Annotated in this window: 16 protein-coding genes and 3 tRNA genes; 10 read left to right on the plus strand and 9 right to left on the minus strand. The window is 71.9% G+C overall.

Annotated features, from left to right (window positions below; genetic code table 11):
- The first annotated feature begins 100 nt into the window (after positions 1-100).
- Positions 101-1,198, plus strand: coding sequence for a branched-chain amino acid aminotransferase (locus tag IEZ06_RS22365; protein WP_189238660.1), 1,098 nt, complete (start codon positions 101-103; stop codon positions 1,196-1,198).
- 186 nt (positions 1,199-1,384) lie between these two features.
- Here the strand turns inward: IEZ06_RS22365 and IEZ06_RS22370 are convergent, their stop codons facing one another.
- A complete protein-coding gene (locus IEZ06_RS22370; RefSeq protein WP_189238661.1) occupies positions 1,385-1,999 on the minus strand; it encodes a Uma2 family endonuclease in 615 nt (204 codons plus the stop codon).
- A 103-nt stretch (positions 2,000-2,102) separates the two neighbouring features.
- The gene (locus IEZ06_RS22375) at positions 2,103-2,756 is read right to left on the minus strand and encodes an O-methyltransferase (RefSeq protein WP_189238662.1); all 654 of its coding nucleotides are present in this window, start codon (positions 2,754-2,756) and stop codon (positions 2,103-2,105) included.
- A 277-nt stretch (positions 2,757-3,033) separates the two neighbouring features.
- Between IEZ06_RS22375 and cimA the strand changes: the two genes are divergently transcribed.
- The gene (gene cimA, locus IEZ06_RS22380) at positions 3,034-4,611 is read left to right on the plus strand and encodes a citramalate synthase (RefSeq protein WP_189238663.1); all 1,578 of its coding nucleotides are present in this window, start codon (positions 3,034-3,036) and stop codon (positions 4,609-4,611) included.
- 118 nt (positions 4,612-4,729) lie between these two features.
- Here cimA and IEZ06_RS22385 read toward each other — a convergent pair whose 3' ends face one another.
- The gene (locus IEZ06_RS22385; protein ID WP_189238664.1) at positions 4,730-6,421 is read right to left on the minus strand and encodes a heparinase II/III domain-containing protein; all 1,692 of its coding nucleotides are present in this window, start codon (positions 6,419-6,421) and stop codon (positions 4,730-4,732) included.
- A 93-nt stretch (positions 6,422-6,514) separates the two neighbouring features.
- A complete protein-coding gene (locus IEZ06_RS22390) occupies positions 6,515-7,543 on the minus strand; it encodes a helix-turn-helix domain-containing protein (RefSeq protein ID WP_189238665.1) in 1,029 nt (342 codons plus the stop codon).
- A 71-nt stretch (positions 7,544-7,614) separates the two neighbouring features.
- On the opposite strand from IEZ06_RS22390, the gene IEZ06_RS22395 reads away from it, so the two are divergent.
- Positions 7,615-8,211 carry an HD domain-containing protein gene (locus IEZ06_RS22395; protein ID WP_189238666.1) on the plus strand — a complete coding sequence of 199 codons (597 nt, stop codon included), beginning with the start codon at positions 7,615-7,617 and terminating at the stop codon, positions 8,209-8,211.
- 102 nt (positions 8,212-8,313) lie between these two features.
- On the opposite strand, the gene IEZ06_RS22400 is transcribed toward IEZ06_RS22395, so the two are convergent.
- A complete protein-coding gene (locus IEZ06_RS22400; protein ID WP_189238667.1) occupies positions 8,314-8,736 on the minus strand; it encodes an antibiotic biosynthesis monooxygenase family protein in 423 nt (140 codons plus the stop codon).
- Between the two features lie 187 nt (positions 8,737-8,923).
- Here IEZ06_RS22400 and IEZ06_RS22405 point away from each other — a divergent pair, with 187 nt between their 5' ends.
- The gene (locus IEZ06_RS22405; protein ID WP_189238668.1) at positions 8,924-9,697 is read left to right on the plus strand and encodes a fumarylacetoacetate hydrolase family protein; all 774 of its coding nucleotides are present in this window, start codon (positions 8,924-8,926) and stop codon (positions 9,695-9,697) included.
- Positions 9,694-11,061, plus strand: coding sequence for a glutamate--tRNA ligase (gene gltX, locus IEZ06_RS22410; RefSeq protein WP_189238669.1), 1,368 nt, complete (start codon positions 9,694-9,696; stop codon positions 11,059-11,061). Before IEZ06_RS22405 ends, gltX begins: the two co-directional genes overlap by 4 nt.
- Here the strand turns inward: gltX and IEZ06_RS22415 are convergent.
- Positions 10,955-12,349: an MATE family efflux transporter gene (locus IEZ06_RS22415; RefSeq protein ID WP_189238670.1), complete on the minus strand. Its 1,395-nt coding sequence runs from the start codon at positions 12,347-12,349 to the stop codon at positions 10,955-10,957. The genes gltX and IEZ06_RS22415 overlap by 107 nt on opposite strands.
- A 55-nt stretch (positions 12,350-12,404) precedes the next feature.
- Between IEZ06_RS22415 and IEZ06_RS22420 the strand changes: the two genes are divergently transcribed.
- A complete protein-coding gene (locus tag IEZ06_RS22420) occupies positions 12,405-12,941 on the plus strand; it encodes a PadR family transcriptional regulator (RefSeq protein ID WP_189238671.1) in 537 nt (178 codons plus the stop codon).
- Positions 12,942-13,001: 60 nt separating this feature from the next.
- Here IEZ06_RS22420 and IEZ06_RS22425 read toward each other — a convergent pair whose 3' ends face one another.
- Positions 13,002-14,984, minus strand: a complete 1,983-nt coding sequence (locus IEZ06_RS22425) for a M3 family metallopeptidase (RefSeq protein WP_229798568.1) — start codon at positions 14,982-14,984, stop codon at positions 13,002-13,004.
- 201 nt (positions 14,985-15,185) lie between these two features.
- Here IEZ06_RS22425 and IEZ06_RS22430 point away from each other — a divergent pair.
- The 4 genes from IEZ06_RS22430 to IEZ06_RS22445 all read left to right on the plus strand — a co-directional run bounded on the left by IEZ06_RS22430 (position 15,186) and on the right by IEZ06_RS22445 (position 16,573).
- Positions 15,186-15,257: transfer RNA gene (locus IEZ06_RS22430), tRNA-Gln, on the plus strand.
- A 64-nt stretch (positions 15,258-15,321) separates the two neighbouring features.
- Positions 15,322-15,397: transfer RNA gene (locus tag IEZ06_RS22435), tRNA-Glu, on the plus strand.
- A gap of 15 nt (positions 15,398-15,412) precedes the next feature.
- A tRNA-Glu gene (locus tag IEZ06_RS22440) sits at positions 15,413-15,485 on the plus strand.
- A gap of 122 nt (positions 15,486-15,607) precedes the next feature.
- Positions 15,608-16,573 carry a TlpA disulfide reductase family protein gene (locus IEZ06_RS22445; protein ID WP_189238672.1) on the plus strand — a complete coding sequence of 322 codons (966 nt, stop codon included), beginning with the start codon at positions 15,608-15,610 and terminating at the stop codon, positions 16,571-16,573.
- A gap of 178 nt (positions 16,574-16,751) precedes the next feature.
- Here IEZ06_RS22445 and IEZ06_RS22450 read toward each other — a convergent pair whose 3' ends face one another.
- Both IEZ06_RS22450 and IEZ06_RS22455 read right to left on the minus strand, forming a co-directional pair.
- Entirely contained in the window at positions 16,752-18,494 is a 1,743-nt protein-coding gene (locus tag IEZ06_RS22450; RefSeq protein ID WP_189238673.1) for a hypothetical protein, read from the minus strand.
- 123 nt (positions 18,495-18,617) lie between these two features.
- Entirely contained in the window at positions 18,618-19,334 is a 717-nt protein-coding gene (locus tag IEZ06_RS22455) for an IclR family transcriptional regulator (RefSeq protein WP_068897591.1), read from the minus strand.
- Positions 19,335-19,365: the final 31 nt, after the last annotated feature.

The following is a 19,365-nucleotide window of genomic DNA, read 5'->3' on the forward strand; positions in this document are numbered from 1 at the left end:
TCCTGCCGATCACCGGTCGGAATGCAGTAGTTTCCCGTTACCCGGTCCGTCGCAGAATGGACTAAAGGGTAGACCCGCCACAAAGAGAAGGATCTCCGTCATGACCACCGCTCAGAAGCTCGGCTTCGACGTGCAGCTCTCCGACCACGCGCGCACCGCGGCAGAGCGGGAGCGGGTAATGGAGAGTCCCGGGTTCGGGCAGGTCTTCACCGACCACATGATCTCGATCGACTACACCGAGGGCGAGGGCTGGCACGACGCGCGGCTCATGCCGTACGGCCCGCTGACCCTGGACCCGGCGACCTCGGTCTTCCACTACGCCCAGGAGCTCTTCGAGGGGCTCAAGGCCTACCGGCAGCCGAGCAGCGGGGCGATCGTCTCCTTCCGGCCGTACGCCAACGCGGCCCGCTTCAACACCTCCGCGCTGCGCATGGCCATGCCCGAGCTGCCCGAGGAGACGTTCGTCGAGTCGCTGGAGCTACTCGTCCAGACCGACCGCGAGTGGGTGCCGACGACCGAGGGGCACAGCCTCTACCTGCGGCCCTTCATGATCGCCACGCAGCCCGCACTCGGCGTGAACTACCCGTCGAGGAACTACAAGTTCATGGTGATCGCCTCCCCGGCCGCGGCCTACTTCGGCGCCAGCAAGGCGGTCTCGGTCTGGCTCTCCACGGAGTACACCCGCGCGGCCCCGGGCGGCACCGGCTTCGCCAAGTGCGGCGGCAACTACGCGGCGGCCTTCGTGGCCCAGCGCCAGGCCGTCGAGCAGGGCTGCGACCAGGTGGTCTGGCTGGACGCGAACGAGCACCGCTACGTCGAGGAGATGGGCGGGATGAACCTGTTCTTCGTCTACGGCGACCGCCTGCTGACCCCGGCGCTCACCGGCACGCTGCTGCCGGGCATCACCCGCGACTCGATCCTCACCCTGGCCGGCAGCCTCGGCCTCACCGCCGAGGAGGGCCGCATCTCGATCGAGGAGTGGCAGGCGGGCTGCGAGTCCGGCGAGCTCACCGAGGTCTTCGCCTGCGGCACCGCGGCGGTCGTCACCCCGGTCGGCTCGGTCAAGGGCGCCGACCGCGCCTGGACGGTCGGCGACGGCACCCCCGGCCCGGTCACCCGCCGCATCCGCGAGGAGCTCACCGGCATCCAGTACGGCACCCGCTCCGACGTGCACGGCTGGGTCCACAAGATCTGCTGACCGGCGTTCTCGGTCCAGAACCATCGGGGCCGGGTCAGGAACCCATCAGGATATGGTCTGGGCCCGCCCGGGTTCCGGACCGCGTCCGATGGACGGTCGCGGGCCGGCCCGTTGACGGGTCGGCCCACCTCGCAGAGGAGCGCGCCTGTTCCCACCGTCCCACCCGGGCTTCTCCATGCAGCGGTCCTACTCCTCGATCAGCGTGCCCGTGTCGATCGTGAAGTTCCACGGCGCGGGCAACTCCAGCAGTCCGCCGATCGGTATTTCGAGTCGTTGCCGGTACCCCGTTTGACTGGGGTGGCTGAGCAGCCGGGTAACGCGCTTGAAGGGATCGATGACGAGATAGAGGGGAACGCCCGCAAGCGCGCAGTTTCTCGGCTTCGTCACGTGGTCGTCTTCGACGCTGCTGGGAGAGACGACCTCGACGACGAGAAGGGTCTCGTTGCCCCACACGTTCTCGTCGTCCCACATCTTCGGACCGGGCGGGACGACGGTGATGTCCGGCCGGTAGCGATCCAGCTGAGGATGAAGGAAGATCTTGATGTCCTGCCAGATCTTCCACCCTCGCTTGGTCAGTAGGGGGATGAGCTGAATCGTCAGCTGGTAAATGATGTCTGCGTGACCGGATGTGGGCAACTCCCTCACCACGATCCGGCCGTTGATGATTTCGACCTTCCGGTCATGGTGTCGTTCGCAGTCCTCCCGGTAGAGGCGCTCCAGTTCGGCGCGTGCGTATCTCTCCGGTGTGACGGTGTGCTCTCTCCGTGGTGAGGCGGTATGTTCGCGCAGGACTTTGGCCATGGGTCCATCATCCCCTCCTGATGGGCGGACGCAATGTGTTTGACACGCTGCATAAAGTAACGGCAAAGTCTGCCGCCCATCCGAAGGCCGGGGAAACTTCTCGTCAGTGCTTTCGAATCATGGTCAGGCCGTCGGCCATGGGGAGCATGATCGAGGTGGTCCGGGGGTCGGCCATGACCATGTCGTTGAACTCGCGCATCACCTGGGTGGTCTCGTCGCGCTCCTTGGGGTGGGCGACCCGGCCGTCCCACAGGGTGTTGTCGACGAGGATCACCCCGCCCGGGGCCAGGACGGACATCAGGATCCCGTAGTAGGCCGGGTAGCCGGGCTTGTCGGCGTCGATGAAGGCCAGGTCGACGGGCGGACCGCCGGTCAGCTCGCGCAGCCGCACCTCGGCCGGGCCGAGCCGCAGCTCGACGCGGTCGGCGACCCCGGCCTTCTCCCAGTAGCGGCGGGCCACCGCGGTCCACTCCTCGCTGGCGTCGAAGCAGGTCAGCCGGCCGCCGGGGGCCAGGCCGCGGGCCAGGCAGACGGAGGAGTAGCCGGTGAAGGTGCCGACCTCCACGGCGTTCCGGGCGGCGGAGATCTGGGCGATCATGGTGAGGAAGCGGCCCTGGTCGGGGGCGATCTGCATGTTCGCCCGCTCGCCCATGAGCTCGCGCGTCTCCAGGGCCAGGGCGTCCAGCAGCTCGTCGGGCCGGGCGGTGTGCGCGAGCAGATACTGCCCGACGGCCGGTTCGAGATAAGTCGCCTTCATCCGGCCATTCTCGCCGGTCGGAGTCGATCTCCCCGGCCGGGGTCCCTCTCGCGGCGCCGGGCCGTACGTCTCGTATCCCGAGATCAATGTGTCAGATGGTGGCCGCGTGTGGCAGACTTCGGAGCATCATGTTCTACGGTCTGCTCATTATCGGCAGGCGCGCTGGCTGAAAAGGGACACCGCCAGCGCGCAGACCTCTCACGTCCGTGAGGGGTCTTTTTGCTTTCCGGGGCCGGACGGGCGCGCGGCGACCACCGCACCGCGAAGGAGATCCTCAATGACCGACGACCGCTTCCACGTCTACGACACGACGCTCCGCGACGGGGCGCAGCAGGAGGGCCTCAACCTGACGGTGGCCGACAAGCTGGCCATCGCGCGGCACCTGGACGGCCTGGGCGTCGGGTTCATCGAGGGCGGCTGGCCCGGCGCGAACCCCAAGGACACCGAATTCTTCCGGCGGGCTCGGACCGAGCTCGACCTGAAGCACGCGCAGCTCGCCGCGTTCGGCGCGACCCGCCGGGCCGGGGTGAAGGCGGCCGACGACCCACTGGTCGCCGCACTGCGCGAATCCGGCGCGCCGGTCGTGACCCTCGTCGCCAAGAGTCACGACCGGCACGTGGAGCTGGCCCTGCGCACGACCCTGGAGGAGAACCTCGCGATGATCCGCGACACGGTCTCCCACCTGCGGGCGGAGGGCCAGCGGGTCTTCCTCGACGCCGAGCACTTCTTCGACGGCTACAAGTCCAACCCGGCCTACGCACTGGAGGTCCTGCGGACCGCGGCGGAGGCGGGCGCGTCGGTGATCGCGCTCTGCGACACCAACGGCGGCATGCTCCCCGACGAGCTCGCCGAGGTCGTCCACGAGGCGGTCGGCACCGGCGCCCGCGTCGGCATCCACTGCCACGACGACACCGGCTGCGCGGTGGCCAACACGCTGGCCGCGGTCAAGGCCGGCGCCACCCACGTGCAGGGCTGCGCCAACGGGTACGGCGAGCGCTCCGGCAACGCCAACCTGTTCACCGTGGTGGCCAACCTCCAGCTCAAGCGGGGCTTCGACCTCGTGCCGAGAGAGGCGCTGGCCGACATGACCCGCATCGCGCACGCGATCACCGAGGTGACCAACGTCACCCCGAACTCCCACGCGCCCTACGTCGGGGTCTCCGCCTTCGCGCACAAGGCCGGGCTGCACGCCAGCGCGATCAAGGTCGACCCCAACCTCTACCAGCACATCGACCCGGCGCAGGTCGGCAACGACATGCGGATGCTCGTCTCCGACATGGCCGGGCGCGCCTCGGTCGAGCTCAAGGGCCGCGAGCTGGGCTACGAGCTGTCGCCCGAGACCTCGCGCGACCTGGTGGACCGGGTCAAGGAGCTGGAGTCGCGGGGCTACACGTTCGAGGCGGCCGACGCCTCCTTCGAGCTGCTGCTCCGCGACACCGTGGCGGGCGAGCGGCGCCGGCACTTCGCGGTCGAGTCCTGGCGGGTCATCGTGGAGCGCACGCGCGGCGGCGAGCTGGTCAGCGAGGCCACGGTCAAGCTGCACGCCAAGGGCGAGCGGATCGTCGCCACCGGGGAGGGCAACGGCCCGGTCAACGCGCTGGACCGGGCGGTGCGGGCGGGACTGGAGCGGCTCTACCCGGAGCTGGCCGGGGTCGAGCTGATCGACTTCAAGGTGCGGATCCTGGAGGGCACGCACGGCACCGACGCGATCACGCGCGTGCTGATCACCTCCAGCGACGCGACCGCCGAGTGGGCGACCGTGGGCGTCGACGAGAACATCATCGAGGCCTCCTGGCAGGCCCTGGAGCAGGCCGTCACCTACGGCCTGCTGCGCGCGGGGCACGAGGCGGGCTGACGGCGCACCGGGCCCGGCGGGCGGGGCGCGCCGCCGCACCCCCGTCGGTACGGCGCCGCACCCCCGTCGGTACGGCGCCGCACCCCCGGGGTACGGCGCCGCGTCCCCGCCTCCGCGGTCAGGAGAGGTCCGCGCGACCGGCCTTGAAGGAGACCGAGCCCTCGGCGGTCTCCAGCCGGACCCTGCCGCCGGAGCAGGAGACCGAGGGCCGGTCGGTGCCGGGCACCACCACGGTCAGCAGCCCGCCCGCGACGGCGGGGGAGACGACGGCGGGGGCGGCCTCCTTCTTCAGGTAGGCGGTGGAGACCCAGCCCTGGTAGGGGCTGCTCGCGCCGCGGACGACCCGCTGGCCGCCGACCGGCTTGCAGGACGGCATCGCCAGCTGGACCAGCGTCGCCTTCCAGCCCGTCTTGTCCTTGACGACGACCCGGCCGCCCCCGTCGGAGACCGCCGACAGCCCCGGGGCGAAGTGCCACAGGCTGCTCACCTTCGAGCCCTTGGGCACCGTGTCGAGCACGGCCATCACGTCCTCGCCGTGGTTGACCAGGACCGAGCGGGTGCGCGGCACGCCGTACGCCCTGTCGGTGAGGCGGAAGCTCTGCCGGTTCTCGCCGATCGACGACCTGGTCAGGGCGGTGGCGGTCCGGGGGCGGAAGTGGGCGCCGGCCACGACCGGCACGTTGTGCGCCTCGGGGGACATCGTCCAGCGGCGGTAGCCGCTGTTCTCGTAGGAGTGGAAGCCCGCGTCGACCAGGACGTCGCGGCCCTGGGCGTAGTAGGTGACGCCCAGGTGGTCCTCGTGCCCGTGGTACCTGGTGCCCGGTCCGAACCGGATGGAGTAGAACGCCGACTCCGGCTTGCCCCAGGCGGTCCGGCCGTAGACGTAGCCGTTGCCGTACACCTTCACGGTCTTCTTCGGGCTGTCGTAGCCGACCGGGCGCACGTCGGCGCCGCCGTCCCCGATCGGCACCATGAAGCCGTTGGGCTGGGTGGAGTGGGCGACGAAGTCCTTGAGCGACTCCCAGCGGCGCTCGATCGACGAGGGCACCTTCCGGCCGCACTCCTTGATGTCGTCCATGGCCACCTTGAGCCGGTCGTGGACGTAGGTCGCGTAGCGGGGCGCCTGCTCGCGCAGGGCGCCCTGGGAGTCGACGTCGAGGTCGACGGTCTCGGTCAGGCGGCGGATCGCCAGGGAGGACCACTCGTCGCGCTTGTAGCGGCAGCCGATGCCGAGCAGCGCGATGTCCTGGTCGATGCCGTGGTTGTGGCCCTTCTCGTACAGCCTGGGGTCGGAGAGCATCGAGGCGTGCTCGGCCAGGCTCCTGGTCAGCCAGGACTCGCCGACGTGCTTGCTCAGGCAGACCAGCGCGGGGGCGCGCAGCGCGATCGGATGCTCCTGCCAGGCGTACGGGCTCCCCCCGCCGCGGCGGGGGTTGTCCGCCACCCAGTCCTTGGCGATCTCGGTGGCGCGGGTCAGGTAGGCCTTGTCCCCGTTGGTCTCGTAGTCGGCGACCAGGCGGCCCATCCAGCGCAGGGAGTGGAAGACCATGCTCCAGGAGCGGTTGCGGTAGGGGTCGGTCCGCCAGTCGACGTCCTTGCCCACCTTGACCGGGGGCAGGCCGAGGAAGTCCACCTCCCCGGCCATGACGTCGGCCGACGTGGGGGTCGCGGGCAGCCAGTCGCCCTGGCACTCGGCCGTGCGTTTGACCGCGGTGGTGCCGGCGCCGGCGGTCTGGGCGGTGCCGACCATCGCGCCGCAGGTCAGCAGGAGGGCGGTGGGGAGTACGAGTGCTCGTGTGCGGCGGCGCACGCCAGTTCCTTCCAGGCCGAGTGAAGAGGGTGGATCATGCTGACCGAATCCCACCAAACCGGTCAAGCCGGGACGCCCTCTTCCAGCACATCGTTAGCAACCAGATGCACGGGGGCGGTTTACCGGGCCCAAGCCCGGGTCCGGGCCGAAGGCCTCCCGGTAGGCGGTGGGGGAGACCCCCACCTGGCGGCGGAAGTGGGGCCGCAGCGCCACCGCGGAGGCGAAGCCCGACCTGCGGGCCACCTGCTCGACCGGCTCGGCGGTGGTCTCCAGCAACCGCCGGGCGTGCAGGACGCGCTGGTGGAGCAGCCACTGGGCGGGCGTGGTCCCGGTGGCCCGGCGGAAGCGCCGGTCGAAGGTGCGGCGGCTCATCAGCGCCCGGGAGGCGAGGGCGTCCACGCTCAGCTCCCGGTCCAGGTGGCGCAGGGCCCAGTCGAGGACGTCGCCGAACGGGTCGCCGGCGGCCGGGGCCGGGACGGGGTGGTCGATGTACTGGGCCTGGCCGCCGGCCCGGTGCGGCGGCGTGACGAGGCTCCTGGCGACGGTGTTGGCCACCCGCGTGCCGTACGCGCGGCGGACCAGGTGCAGGCAGAGGTCGATGCCGCCGGTGCTGCCCGCCGAGGTGAGGATGTCCCCGTCGTCCACGTAGAGCACGTCGGGCCGGACCTCGACGCGCGGGTACGCCGAAGCGAGGAGCCCCGTGTAGCGCCAGTGCGTGGTGGCCGGACGCCCGTCCAGCAGCCCGGTGGCCGCCAGCACGAACGTGCCGAGGCACAGGGAGACGACCGTCGCCCCCCGGCCGTGGGCCCGGCGCAGCGACTCCAGCGCCTCCGGCGACGGCGGCCGGCCCGCGGACGGGTTCCGCCAGGTCGGCACGACCACCAGGTCGGCGCCGTCGACGGCGTCCAGGCCGTACGGCGCGGCGAGGGTCATGCCGGCGTCCGTGCGCACCGGGCCGCCCTCGGCGGCCACCGCCCGGACGTCGAACGCGGGCACGCCCTCCCGCCGCTCGCCGAAGACCGCGATCGGCACCGACGCCTCGAAGAGGGGGATCTGGTCGAAGAGCAGCACCGCGACGGTCGAGAAGCCCGCCGGCGGGGGGAGCGCTGCCGGAGAACCCATGGCGGGATCCTATCGGCGGATGGCCTCCCGGCCGCTCGCCCGGTTCCGCCCGGCCGGACATGCTGGTCGGCATGAGACTCGCCGACATCACGGTCCCCGACACCGCCGCCTGCCGCGCCGCCCTGGAGACGGCCACGGCCTACTGCTCGCCCTCCCTGCTGAACCACTCGGTCCGGGCCTACCTGTGGGCGGCGGCCTACGCGCAGGCCCGCGACATCGCCTTCGACGCCGAGCTGCTGTACGTCTCGTCGATGTTCCACGACATCGGGCTGGTGCCGGAGTTCGACAGCCACACGGTCCCGTTCGAGGAGGCCGGAGGGCACGTCGCGTGGGTCTTCGCCGCGGGCGCGGGCTGGCCGGTAGAGCGCCGCAGGCGCGCCTCGGAGGTGGTCGTGCGGCACATGTGGGCCGAGGTGGACGTCGCCGCCGACCCCGAGGGGCACCTGCTGGAGCTCTCCACCGGCCTGGACATCTCCGGCCGGCGACCGGAGGACTGGCCCGCCGACCTGCGGGCCGAGGTGCTGGAGCGCCACCCCCGGCTGGAGATCGGCAAGGAGTTCGCCGCCTGCATCAAGGCGCAGGGGGAGCGCAAGCCGGAGAGCCTGGCCGGGGAGTTCGTCCGCAACGGCGTCGTCGGCCGCATCCAGGCCAACCCGCTGGACCGCTGACCGTCCGGCGGCCTCCCGGTCCGCCGCGGGCAGGCCCCGGCGGGCGCCGGCGCCCGCCCCGCCGCGGCTCCTCCACCGGTACGGCCGGCGGCGGGCCCGTGCTCAGGCCTTGGGGCCGGTGCTCTGCACGACCTCGAACGACCACACCTCGGCCCCGGAGGCGGCGGGACCGCCGTGCCCGTGCCCCTGGGCCTGCCGCCCGTTCCCCTGGGCGTGCTCCTGGCCGTGCCCGTGCCCGTGGCCCTGTCCGTGTCCGTGTCCGTGGCCCTGCGCGCCCGCCTCGGCCGCGGCCTGGGCGTGGCCCCGCTGGAAGGCCTGGCTCTCGGTCCAGCGAGTGAAGTCCTCCTCGGACCGCCAGCGCGTGTAGACCAGGTAGCGATCGGTGCCGTCGACCGGGCGGAGCAGCTCGAACCACTCGAATCCGTCGGCCGACTCCACGATCCCGGCCCGGTTCGAGAACCGGCGCTCCAACTCCTCACGCATCTCCGCGGGCACCGTGAGCACGTTCATCTTCACAACAGACACGTGGGCTCCTCTTCCGGGACGTCTTCTCCGATCACCATACGATCTCCCTGCCGCAGGCGGGGGAACCGCTCCGGCGGGCGTGGCGGGCGTGGCGGGCGTGGCGGGGAACGGCGGGCTCCGGGCCGGGGCCGCGCCGTACCCGGCGGGGGCGGTCCGGCGGGACCGCGACCGCGACTAGCCTTGTGGGGTGCGTATAGCGAGGTTCTCCACAGGTGACGGTGTCGGATTCGGGGTGGTCGAGGGCGGCCCCGGCGAGGAGTTCGTCTCCGGGATCTCCGGCCACCCGTTCGGCCCGATCCAGTTCACCGGCGAGCGGCACGCGCTCTCGCAGGTCAGGCTGCTGGCGCCGATGCTGCCCAGCAAGGTCGTCGCCATCGGCAAGAACTACGCCGAGCACGCCCGCGAGATGGGCGGGGAGGTCCCCGACGAGCCGCTGGTGTTCCTGAAGCCGTCCACCTCGGTGATCGGCCCGTCGGAGGCCGTCGCCTACCCCGTCGGGCTCTCCCGGCGGGTCGACTTCGAGGGCGAGCTGGCGGTGGTCATCGGCAGGCTCTGCCGGGAGGTGCCCGTCGAGCGGGCCCATGAGGTGATCTTCGGTTACACCTGCGCCAACGACGTCACCGCCCGCGACCTGCAGAAGAAGGACGTGCAGTTCACCCGGGCCAAGGGCTTCGACACCTTCTGCCCGCTCGGTCCGTGGATCCAGACCGAGCTCGACCCGGCCGACCTGGGCATCACCACGAAGGTGAACGGCGAGGTACGGCAGAGCTCGCGCACCTCCAAGCTCATGTACGACATCCCCGCGCTGATCGCGCACGTGAGCGCGGTCATGACCCTGATCCCCGGCGACGTCATCCTGACCGGGACGCCCGAGGGGGTCGGGCCGCTCGAGATCGGCGACGAGGTCAGCGTCAGCATCGAAGGTATCGGCACTCTCAGCAACCGGGTGGTCTCGCGATGATCAGGGTTCGTTTCGCTCCTTCGCCGACCGGCATGTTCCACGTCGGCGGCGCCCGCTCGGCGCTGTTCAACTGGGCCCTGGCCGAGCAGGCCGGGGGCCGCTTCGTCCTGCGCATCGAGGACACCGACGCGGCGCGCAACCGGCCCGAGTGGACCGAGGGCATCCTGTCCGCGCTGGCCTGGATCGGCATCAGCGGCGACAACCCGGTCTTCGAGGGCCCGCACTTCCAGTCGGAGAACGAGCCGCAGCACCGCGAGGCCGTCGCCAAGCTGCTCGCCGACGGCAAGGCCTACTACTGCGACTGCACCCGCGAGCTGCTCCAGGAGCGCACCGGTTCCGAGCACAAGGGCTACGACGGCTTCTGCCGCGACCGGGCCCTGCCGGCGGGCGCGGTCCGCTTCCGCACCCCCGACGAGGGCGTCACGGTCGTGGACGACGTGATCCGCGGCCGGGTGGAGTTCCCGAACGACGCGCAGGAGGACTTCGTCGTCGCGCGCAGCGACGGCTCCCCGCTGTACGTCCTGGCCAACGCCGTCGACGACATCACCCAGGGCATCACCCACGTGGTCCGCGGTGAGGAGCACCTGGCCAACGCCCAGCGCCAGCAGCTGCTCTGGCCCGCGCTCGGCGCGAACCCGCCGGTCTGGGCGCACCTGCCGGTGATCGTCAACGAGCAGCGCAAGAAGCTCTCCAAGCGCCGGGACAAGGTGGCACTGGAGTCCTACCGCGAGGAGGGCTACCTTGCCGAGGCGATGGTCAACTACCTGATGCTGCTCGGCTGGGGCCCCGGCGAGGACCGGGAGATCATGCCCTGGTCGGAGATGGTGCCGCTGTTCCGGCTGGAGGACGTCAACTCGGCGAACGCGTTCTTCGACGAGAAGAAGCTGCGCGCCTTCAACGGCGAGTACATCCGGGCCCTGCCGCCGGAGGAGTTCACCGCGCGCTGCGAGCCCTGGCTCGACCCGAGCTGGGACCGGGGGCTGTTCGCGAGGGTCGCGCCGCTGGCGCAGACCCGCATCGCGGTCCTGTCGGAGATCACCGCCAACGTGGACTTCCTCTTCCTGGACGAGCCGGTCTTCGACCAGGCGTCGTGGGACAAGGCGATGAAGAACTCCCCGGAGGAGATCCTCGGCGGCTACCTCGGCCGGCTGGAGACGGCGGACATGGACCCCGAGTCGCTGAAGACCGCGCTGGAGGAGGTCGGCGCCGAGCACGGGCTCAAGCTCGGCAAGGCCCAGGCCCCGGTCCGGGTGGCGATCACCGGGCGGACGGTCGGCCTGCCGCTGTTCGAGTCGATCGAGGCCCTCGGCCGGGAGCGCTCGATCGAGCGCCTGCGCGCGGCGCTGACGCGCCTGCGAGGCTGAGCGCGGCCCCGGCCGCCATCGACAGCCAGACGCCGGTCGCCCCGAGCGCGGAGCCGAGGAGGGCGGCGAGGGGCAGCTGGACCGCGAAGCCCGCCAGCGTGGCGGCGAGCAGCCGGTTGCCCCTGCCCTCGGCCTGGAGCACGCCGCCCAGCGCGATCAGGCCGCCGAACGGGACGAGATAGAGCGTCATCCAGCGCAGGAAGTCCACGGCCGCGGCGGCCACGGCGGGGTCGCCGGTGAACAGGCCCGCCGCGGGCGCCGCGACCACGTTGAGCACGGCGGCGACCGCCGCCCCGGTGGCCAGGCCGTACCGGAGCACCGGTCCGGCCCGGCCGGTGCGGGCGGTGCGGATCATCGCGGCCTGGCGGAGCGCGTAGAAGGCCATCACCCCCGCCAGCATGATCTTCATGCCGATGCCGTACCCGGCCAGCGCCGCGACCCCGAGCCCGCCCACGATGTCGACCATGAGCAGGCCGGCCAGAGCCCTGGCCAGGAAGTCGCCGGACATGGGCAGGCCGGTGCGGAGGATCTCCACGGCGTGCGCGCGGGCCGGGGGCTCCGGCTCCGCGGGTCCGGTGGCTTTCCGGCCCGCGGTTGCCCGCTCCGCGGGTCCGGTGGCTTTCCGGCCCGTGCCCGTCTGCTCCGCGGCCCCTCCGGTCGCGGGCACGGGGGCGGCGCCGGACGTCCGCCGCAGGAGCAGGGTCAGGGAGACGGCGAGGGTGACCAGCCGGGCCAGCACGGTCGCCAGCGCCGCGCCGGGCACGCCCAGAGCCAGGCCGTAGATGAACAGCGGGTCGAGGGCGACCACCAGCGCGTTGCAGAGCAGCGCGTTGCGCATCGGGGTCCTGGTGTCCCCGAAGCCCTTGAAGATCCCGTCGGCGAGGGACTGGGCGTAGAAGACCGGGACCCCGGCCATGGAGACCAGGAGGAAGCCGGCGGTCAGGGCGGCCACGGTGGCGTCGTCGGTGAACAGGCCGGCGAGCGGCACGCGGAGCAGCACCCCGGCGGCGGCCACGGCGAGACCGGCCGCCGCGCACAGCAGCCACGCCGTACGGACGACCGGGGCGGTGGGCAGCCGGCCGTCGCGCCGGCCCACCAGGACGGTGGTTCCCGTGGTGACGGCGAGCACCACGCCCAGCACGAGGTTCTCCGCGCTGGTCGCGATCGTGACGGCGGCCACCGCCCGGTCGCCCAGTCCGGAGACCCAGAGCAGGTCGATCAGGCCTACGGCGACCACGGCGGTCAGCAGTTCCACGTAGACGGGCAGGGCGAGGCGGATCAGCGCCATGGTTATACCTCGATTCGATATAGCTCGTTTAGAGGTATAGCGTTACGATGCGTCCATGGCAAGCGGCGATCTGACCCTGTCGATCCTGGGCCTGCTCGGCGAGGGGCCCAAGCACGGCTACGAGCTCAAGGGCCGCATCCACCAGCTGAGCGGTCACCTCCGCCCGGTCAGCGACGGCGCGCTCTACCCCGCGATCGCCCGGCTGGAGAAGGCCGGGCTGCTGGAACGGCACGAGGAGGAGGGAGAGGCCGCCGCCCGCCGCCAGGTGCTCTCTCTGACGGACGCGGGCCGCGCCGAGCTGCTGCGGCGGCTCCGCGAGCCGGACGGGCTCGACATCAGCGACCAGACCCGGTTCTTCGGCCTGCTGACGTTCCTGTCGCAGCTTCCCGACCGCGCGGACCAGGCCCGGGTCCTCCGCCGCCGCCTCGACTTCCTCCAGACGCCCGCGAGCTTCTTCTACGCGGACGGCCGGCCGCAACGGGCCGAGGAGGTCTCCGACCCGTTCCACCGCGGCATGCTGCTGATCGCGCGGGCCACCGGCACCGCCGAGAAGCAGTGGCTGCGGGAGGCGATCGCAGCGCTGGAGTCGTGAAAGAGGCCGGGGGAGGCGGGAGCCGCCTCCCCCGGGCCGGAGCGGCTCCCCGCCCCGGGATCAGACCAGCAGGCCCCGGCGCTCCAGCAGGGGCTCGATGCGCGGGTCGCGCCCGCGGAAGGCGCGGAAGGCGTCCATCACGTCCTTGGACCCGCCGACCGACAGCAGCGTGGCACGGAAGTGGTCGCCGTTCTCCCGCTTCAGGCCGCCGTTCTCCTTGAACCACTCGACGCTGTCGGCGTCGAGGACCTCGCTCCAGATGTAGGAGTAGTAGCCGGCGCTGTAGCCGCCCACGCCGGACGAGAAGATGTGCGCGAAGTAGTTCGTCCGGTAGCGGGGGCGGACCAGCTCGAAGGCGATCCCGGCGCGCTCCAGGGCCGCGGCCTCGAACGCCTCGGGGTCCTCGACCGTCTCGCCCGGGGCGAGCCGGTGCCAGGCCCAGTCGAGCAGCGCCGCGGCGAGGTACTCCACGGTCGCGAAGCCCTGGTTGAACCTCTCCGCGGCCCGCATCTTCTCCAGCAGCTCCGCCGGGACGGGCTCGCCCGTCTCGTGGTGCCGGGCGAAGCCCTCCAGGATGGACGGCCAGGTCGCCCACATCTCGTTGACCTGCGAGGGGTACTCCACGAAGTCGCGGGGGACCGTGGTGCCGGAGACGCGCGGGAAGCGCACGTCGGAGAACAGACCGTGCAGGGCGTGGCCGAACTCGTGGAAGGCGGTGTTGACCTCGTCGAAGGTCAGCAGCGTCGGGCCCTCCGCGGGCTTGGTGATGTTGAGGTTGTTCATCACCACGGGCAGCTCGCCGAACAGGCGGGACTGGTCCACCAGGTTGTTCATCCACGCGCCGCCCCGCTTGGTGGGCCTGGCGTAGGGGTCGAAGACGAACAGGCCGAGCGGCGACCCGTCGGCGTCCGCGACCTCGTAGACCCGCACGTCGGGGTGGTAGCCGTCCAGCTCGGGCCGGTCGGTGAAGGTGACGCCGTACAGCTCGCCGGCCGCGCGGAAGACGCCGTCCCGCAGCACCCGGTCCAGCTCGAAGTAGGGGCGCAGCTCGGCGCCGTCGAAGTCGTAGCGGGCCTTGCGCACCTTCTCGGCGTAGAACGACCAGTCCCACGGCTCGATGGCGAACCCGGCCTGCTCGCTCAGCGCCTCGGCCTCCCGCCGGGCGTTGGCCACCGCCGGGCCCACCAGTTTGCCGAGCAGCTCCTCGACGGCGCCGGTGGTCTTGGCGGTCTGGTCGGCGACGGAGTAGGCCGCGTGGCTGGGGAAGCCGAGCAGGGCCGCCCGCTCGGCGCGGAGCGCCGCCATCCTGGCCGCCAGGCCGAAGTTCTCCGGCGCCCGGTTCACCGAGAGCTCGTACAGCCTCCTGCGGGTCCCGCGGTCGGTCAGTTCGGCCAGGGCCGGCTGGTTGGTGAAGTTGAGCAGCGGCAGGACGTACCGGCCGTCCTTCTCGATCGCCTTGATCGTGCTCTCGGCGAGCCCGTCCAGCTCCTTGGCGTCCTCGACGACCAGGGCCGAGGCGGTGGAGGCCGTCAGCAGGTTCTGGGAGAAGGCCGTGGCGAGCGTGGAGAGCTCCTCGTTGAGGGCCCGCAGCCGCTCCTGCTCGGTCTCCGACAGCTCGGCTCCGGCCCGGACGAAGTCCTCGCGGTACTTCTCCAGCAGCCACGCCTCCTCGGGGTCGTCGGTGGAGACCTGCTTGAGCCGGGCGTAGAGCGCGCGGTCGAGGTGGATGGCGTCGGAGTGCTTGGTCAGCCGGGGGGCGATCTCCTTCTCGATCGCCCGGATGCCGTCGGTCGCGTCGGAGGAGGCGAGGCTGAAGAAGACGGTCGCGGTCCGCTTCAGGATCTGCCCGGAGCGTTCGAGGGCCTCGACGGTGTTGGCGAAGGTGGCGGGCTCGGTGCTGCCCGCGATCGCCGCCACCTCCTGCAGGTGCTCGGCCATGCCGCGTTCGAACGCGGGCAGGTAGTGCTCCTCGCGGATCTCGGCGAAGGGCGGCAGGCGGTAGGGCAGCGGGCTGGTGGTGAAGAAGGGGTTGGACAGGTTCACGGTCAAGGCGTGGGCTCCTCGCGTACGGATCACGGCGGACGGATCTCCTGAGCAGCGTTACACAGACGGGCTCCGCCGGGCACTCCGGCGTCACGGGGTTGGGTTCCGGGCGGGCCGGGGACAATCGTTTTGGTCCTTGCGCTCAAGGTGGGCTATTCTTTCGGAGTCGCCAGGGCGCTCCGAAAGGAAAGTCCGAAGCGGTGGGGTATGGTGTAATTGGCAGCACGACTGATTCTGGTTCAGTTAGTCTAGGTTCGAGTCCTGGTACCCCAGCTGCGATCTCCTCACGGAGATCGCTATGGATCCGGTCCCCTCCGGATCCGATGACAGTGCGTAGGGTCCCGTCGTCTAGTGGCCCAGGACGCCGCCCTCTCAAGGCGGTAGCGCCGGTTCGAATCCGGTCGGGACTACCACTGTCACATTTGCAAGGCTCCGTCGTCTAGTGGCCTAGGACGCCGCCCTCTCAAGGCGGTAGCGCCGGTTCGAATCCGGTCGGGGCTACATCGCAGGACCCCTGGAAGCATCCGCTTCCAGGGGTCCTCTGCATTTCCGGGCCGACTCCTTGTTTGGGTAGCGCTGCTGTCTGATAATTGGATATCAAAGCTATCCGATGGAGGTCGACGATGATCACTCTGCTGGCGGACGGGCGCGAGGACACGATCGACGGCCTGGTCGTGCCGTACGGCGCGCCGGTGCTCGGCTGGGAGCGCAAGCCGCACGGCTGGTGCCGGGGCGAGGCGTGCATCCCGTCGTTCCGGGCCGCGGCGGCCGAGACCGCCGGGGGCGTGGACCTGATCGCCTTCGCCGGGCTGCTCGGCCGGCAGGCGGTGGCCGACCCGGACGAGGGCGTGGTCGCGATCGGCGAACCCGTCGGGTCCGCGCTGGACCGGGCCCCGGAGTTCGGCCCGCTGCCCGGGCTCCGCGGCACCAAGGTCGCCCTGGTCTTCTGGGCCTCCTGGTGCGGCTGCCGCTACGACCTGCCGGCCTGGGAGGAGCTCCACCGCGAGCTGGGCGGGTACGGCTTCAGCGTGGTGAGCGTCTCCCTCGACCGCGACCCCGGCCACGCGGCGGAGTGGCTCGACGGCCTGACCCATCCGGCGGTGGTCGACGCCGACGGCCGGATCGCCGAGCTGTACAACGTGGTCAACGTGCCGACCGTGGTCTGGATCGACCCCGACGGCCGCATCGCCCGTCCCCAGGACACCATGACGGCCACCGACACCTTCCGGTCGATGAACGGCCTGTCCTCCGAGCGGGCCGTCGCCGCCCTGCGCCGGTGGGTGACCGAGGGCGACACGGGGACGGAGCTGCGCGAGCTGCGCGCTCCCACCGCCGGCGAGCGCCTGGCCCGGCTGCACGGCCGGGTGGCGGCGTGGCTGCTGCGCGCCGGCCGTACCGCCGCGGCCGGGCGGCATCTGGCGGCGGCCGCCGCGCTCGCTCCGCACGACCTGGCCGTCCGGCGCGGCCTCATGCCGCTGGCCGGGGTGGACCCGTTCGGCGAGGAGTACTTCAGGATCCGGGAGGAGCTGGAGGCCGCGGGCATCCCGATCTACCGGCCGCTTCCCGACTGGCAGGAGGCCGCCGGGTGAGGGGGATGGGAGGCTGCCGGGCGTAGGGTCCGGGAAAGGCCGGCGCGGGGGCTCGGGAGGACCCGGGAAAGGGCCGGTGCGGAGGGTCCGGGAGGGTCCGGGAGGGTCCGGGAGGGTCCGGAAAGGGGGCGGCGCGGAGGGCCGGCGGGTCCTCCGCGCCGGCCCTCCGCGCGGCGCGCTAGTTGTCGCCGGAGCGGGCCTTGAACAGGGCCCGCTTGGCGGCCTTGCCCACCTGCCGGTCCGGATGGGTCTTGGAGATCGTCTCCAGCAGCTCCTCCAGGTGCGGGTGGGGGACCTTCCAGATGACGTCCAGCAGGCCGACCAGCATCGAGGTCGGGCCGATGTCGTCCAGGCTGCTGACGAACTCGGGGCGGCCGAGCCCGGCGGAGATGGTCAGCATGTCGAGGATCAGCCAGTGCGTGTCGGCCTGGGTCGGCGCGGGGACGTCCTCGACGCCCAGCTGGGCCAGGTGCGTGGCGGCGTAGGGGTGCAGGGACGGCTCGTCCAGGGCCCGGCGCCAGGCCGGCACGGCCACCTCGCCCAGCGAGCCGACCACGCTGGCCGCCTGGACGCGGACCAGCGCGTCCGCGTCGTCCTCCGCCGCGGCGGCCAGCAGCTCCTCGGCGGCCCTGGCGGGCTCGCGGAGCTCCATCCACGCGGCGAACTCGGCGTCGGCCTCCACCTCGGGCAGCTCCGCGCTGAAGGCGAGCAGGTCCAGGGCCGTCATCGCGTCGATGGCGGGCCGGGCGTCGAGCTCGATGTCGGCCTCGTCCACCAGGTGGACGAGGCCCTCCATGCCCAGCGGCGTCAGCCGCACCTGGTCGTGCTCGACCTCGACCATGCCGTATCCCGACAGCCAGTCCAGCACCGGGTTGAGCGGGTCGCCGTACTGCGCGGTGGCGGCGTCCCAGGCCTCGGCGCCCAGGTCGTCGTATTCGGCGGCGGCCTCGGCCAGCTCGGTGCGGAGCTCGCCGAGGGATTTGGAGCCGGTCGCCAGCAGCACCCGGACCAGCAGCGCCCGGGTCAGCCCGGACAGGGCGATCGTGGCGTCCTCGTCGTCCAGCTCGGGGTCGCCGTAGTCGATCGAGTGCAGCCCGGCCAGCCAGGCGTCCAGGACGTCGTCGTCCTCCTCGAAGGGCCAGTCGGCGGTGTCGGGGTCGACGCTGACGGTGTCCTCGCCCTCGGGCTGGAGGAAGTCGAGGTCGATCGCGAGGTTCCAGACGTTCCACAGGGCGGGCACGGCGTCGGCCAGCCGGCCCTCCACCGCCTCCGGCGCGGGGAACCCGAGGACGGCCAGCGCCTCGGCGATCTCGGCGTCGGTGAGCAGGTCCTCCTCGCCCACCCGGCGCTCGGTCCCGACCCAGACGGCCAGGTCCCGGGCCTTGGCGATCAGGACGGACCGGCGCGCGGCCGCGGCCAGCTCGGCGTCGGGGCGGAGCCGGATCGTCGGCAGCGCGGCGAGCCGGTCGGCGAACGGCTCGAAGTCGCCCAGCCCCTCGAACTCCTCCTCGTCGTACTCCTCGGCGTCCTCGCCGTCCTCGGCGAGCAGGTCCTCCATCGCGTCGACGACGTCGTCCTCGATCTCGTCGAGCTCGGCGAGCATCTCCTTGAGCGGGGAGGAGCCCGCCGACAGCCGGGCGGTGTCCGACAGGTAGGCCAGGTAGGCGCGGACGGCGGGCACCAGTCCCTCCGCCGCGGCCTCGGGATCCTCCACCACCTTCGGCATCCGCTCCAGGAGCACCGTGCGCAGATCGGAGGTCCTCCAGCGGCCGACGTCGTCGGAGGCGATCAACCGGTGCCACAGGGCGACGGAGCCCACCAGGTTCGAATCGCTGCCGGGCGCGTTCTCACGGGCCCAGAGGATGAATTCTTGGAGCAGGGGACGCAGTTCAGCGGCGGCTGCCTCGATGCGATCTGTCACCCGCCCAGCCTAGGGGCCCGCGGGGGTGCTCGCCTCCTCATATCGGGTGGGCGGCCGGCCGTGGTGCACGGTGTTCCCGCACGGCGTTCTCCCACGGTGTTCCGCGCGGTGGCGCCGTACGGCTCAGCCGTTCCTGCGCATCGCCTCGGTGATGCGCTCGGCGGCGGCGACCACGGGGGCGGCGTGCAGCCGGCCGGGGGTGCGGGTGAGGCGCTCGATCGGCCCGGACACCGAGACCGCGGCGATCACCTTGCCGCCCGCGCCCCGTATCGGGGCCGAGACGCTGGCGACCCCCTGCTCGCGCTCGCCGACGCTGTGCGCCCAGCCCCGGCGGCGGACGCTCGACAGCGTGGCCGCGGTGAACTTGGCCCCGCGCAGGCCGCGGTGGAGGCGGTCGGGCTCCTCCCAGGCCAGCAGGATCTGCGCGGCCGAACCGGCGAACATCGGCAGGGCCGAGCCGACGGGCACGGTGTCGCGCAGCCCGCTGGAGCGCTCGGCGGCGGCCACGCAGACCCGCTCGTCGCCCTGGCGGCGGTAAAGTTGTGCACTTTCTCCGGTCATGTCCCGCAACTGGGTGAGCACGGGCGAGGCGACGGCCAGCAGCCGGTCCTCGCCGGCGGCCGTGGACAGCTCCGAGAGCCGCGATCCCAGCACGAAGCGGCCCTGCGTGTCGCGCGAGACGATGCGGTGGTGCTCCAGCGCGACGGCCAGCCGGTGGGCGGTGGGGCGAGCCAGGCCGGTCGCCTGGACGAGCTGCGCGAGGGATGCCGGGCCGGCCTCGAGGGCGTTGAGCACCAGAACGGCCTTGTCGAGTACGCCGACTCCGCTAGAGTTGTCCATACACCGATACTGCAGTCTCGACATATGAGAA

Source organism: Planomonospora antibiotica, assembly GCF_014647955.1.
Taxonomy (GTDB): domain Bacteria; phylum Actinomycetota; class Actinomycetes; order Streptosporangiales; family Streptosporangiaceae; genus Planomonospora; species Planomonospora parontospora.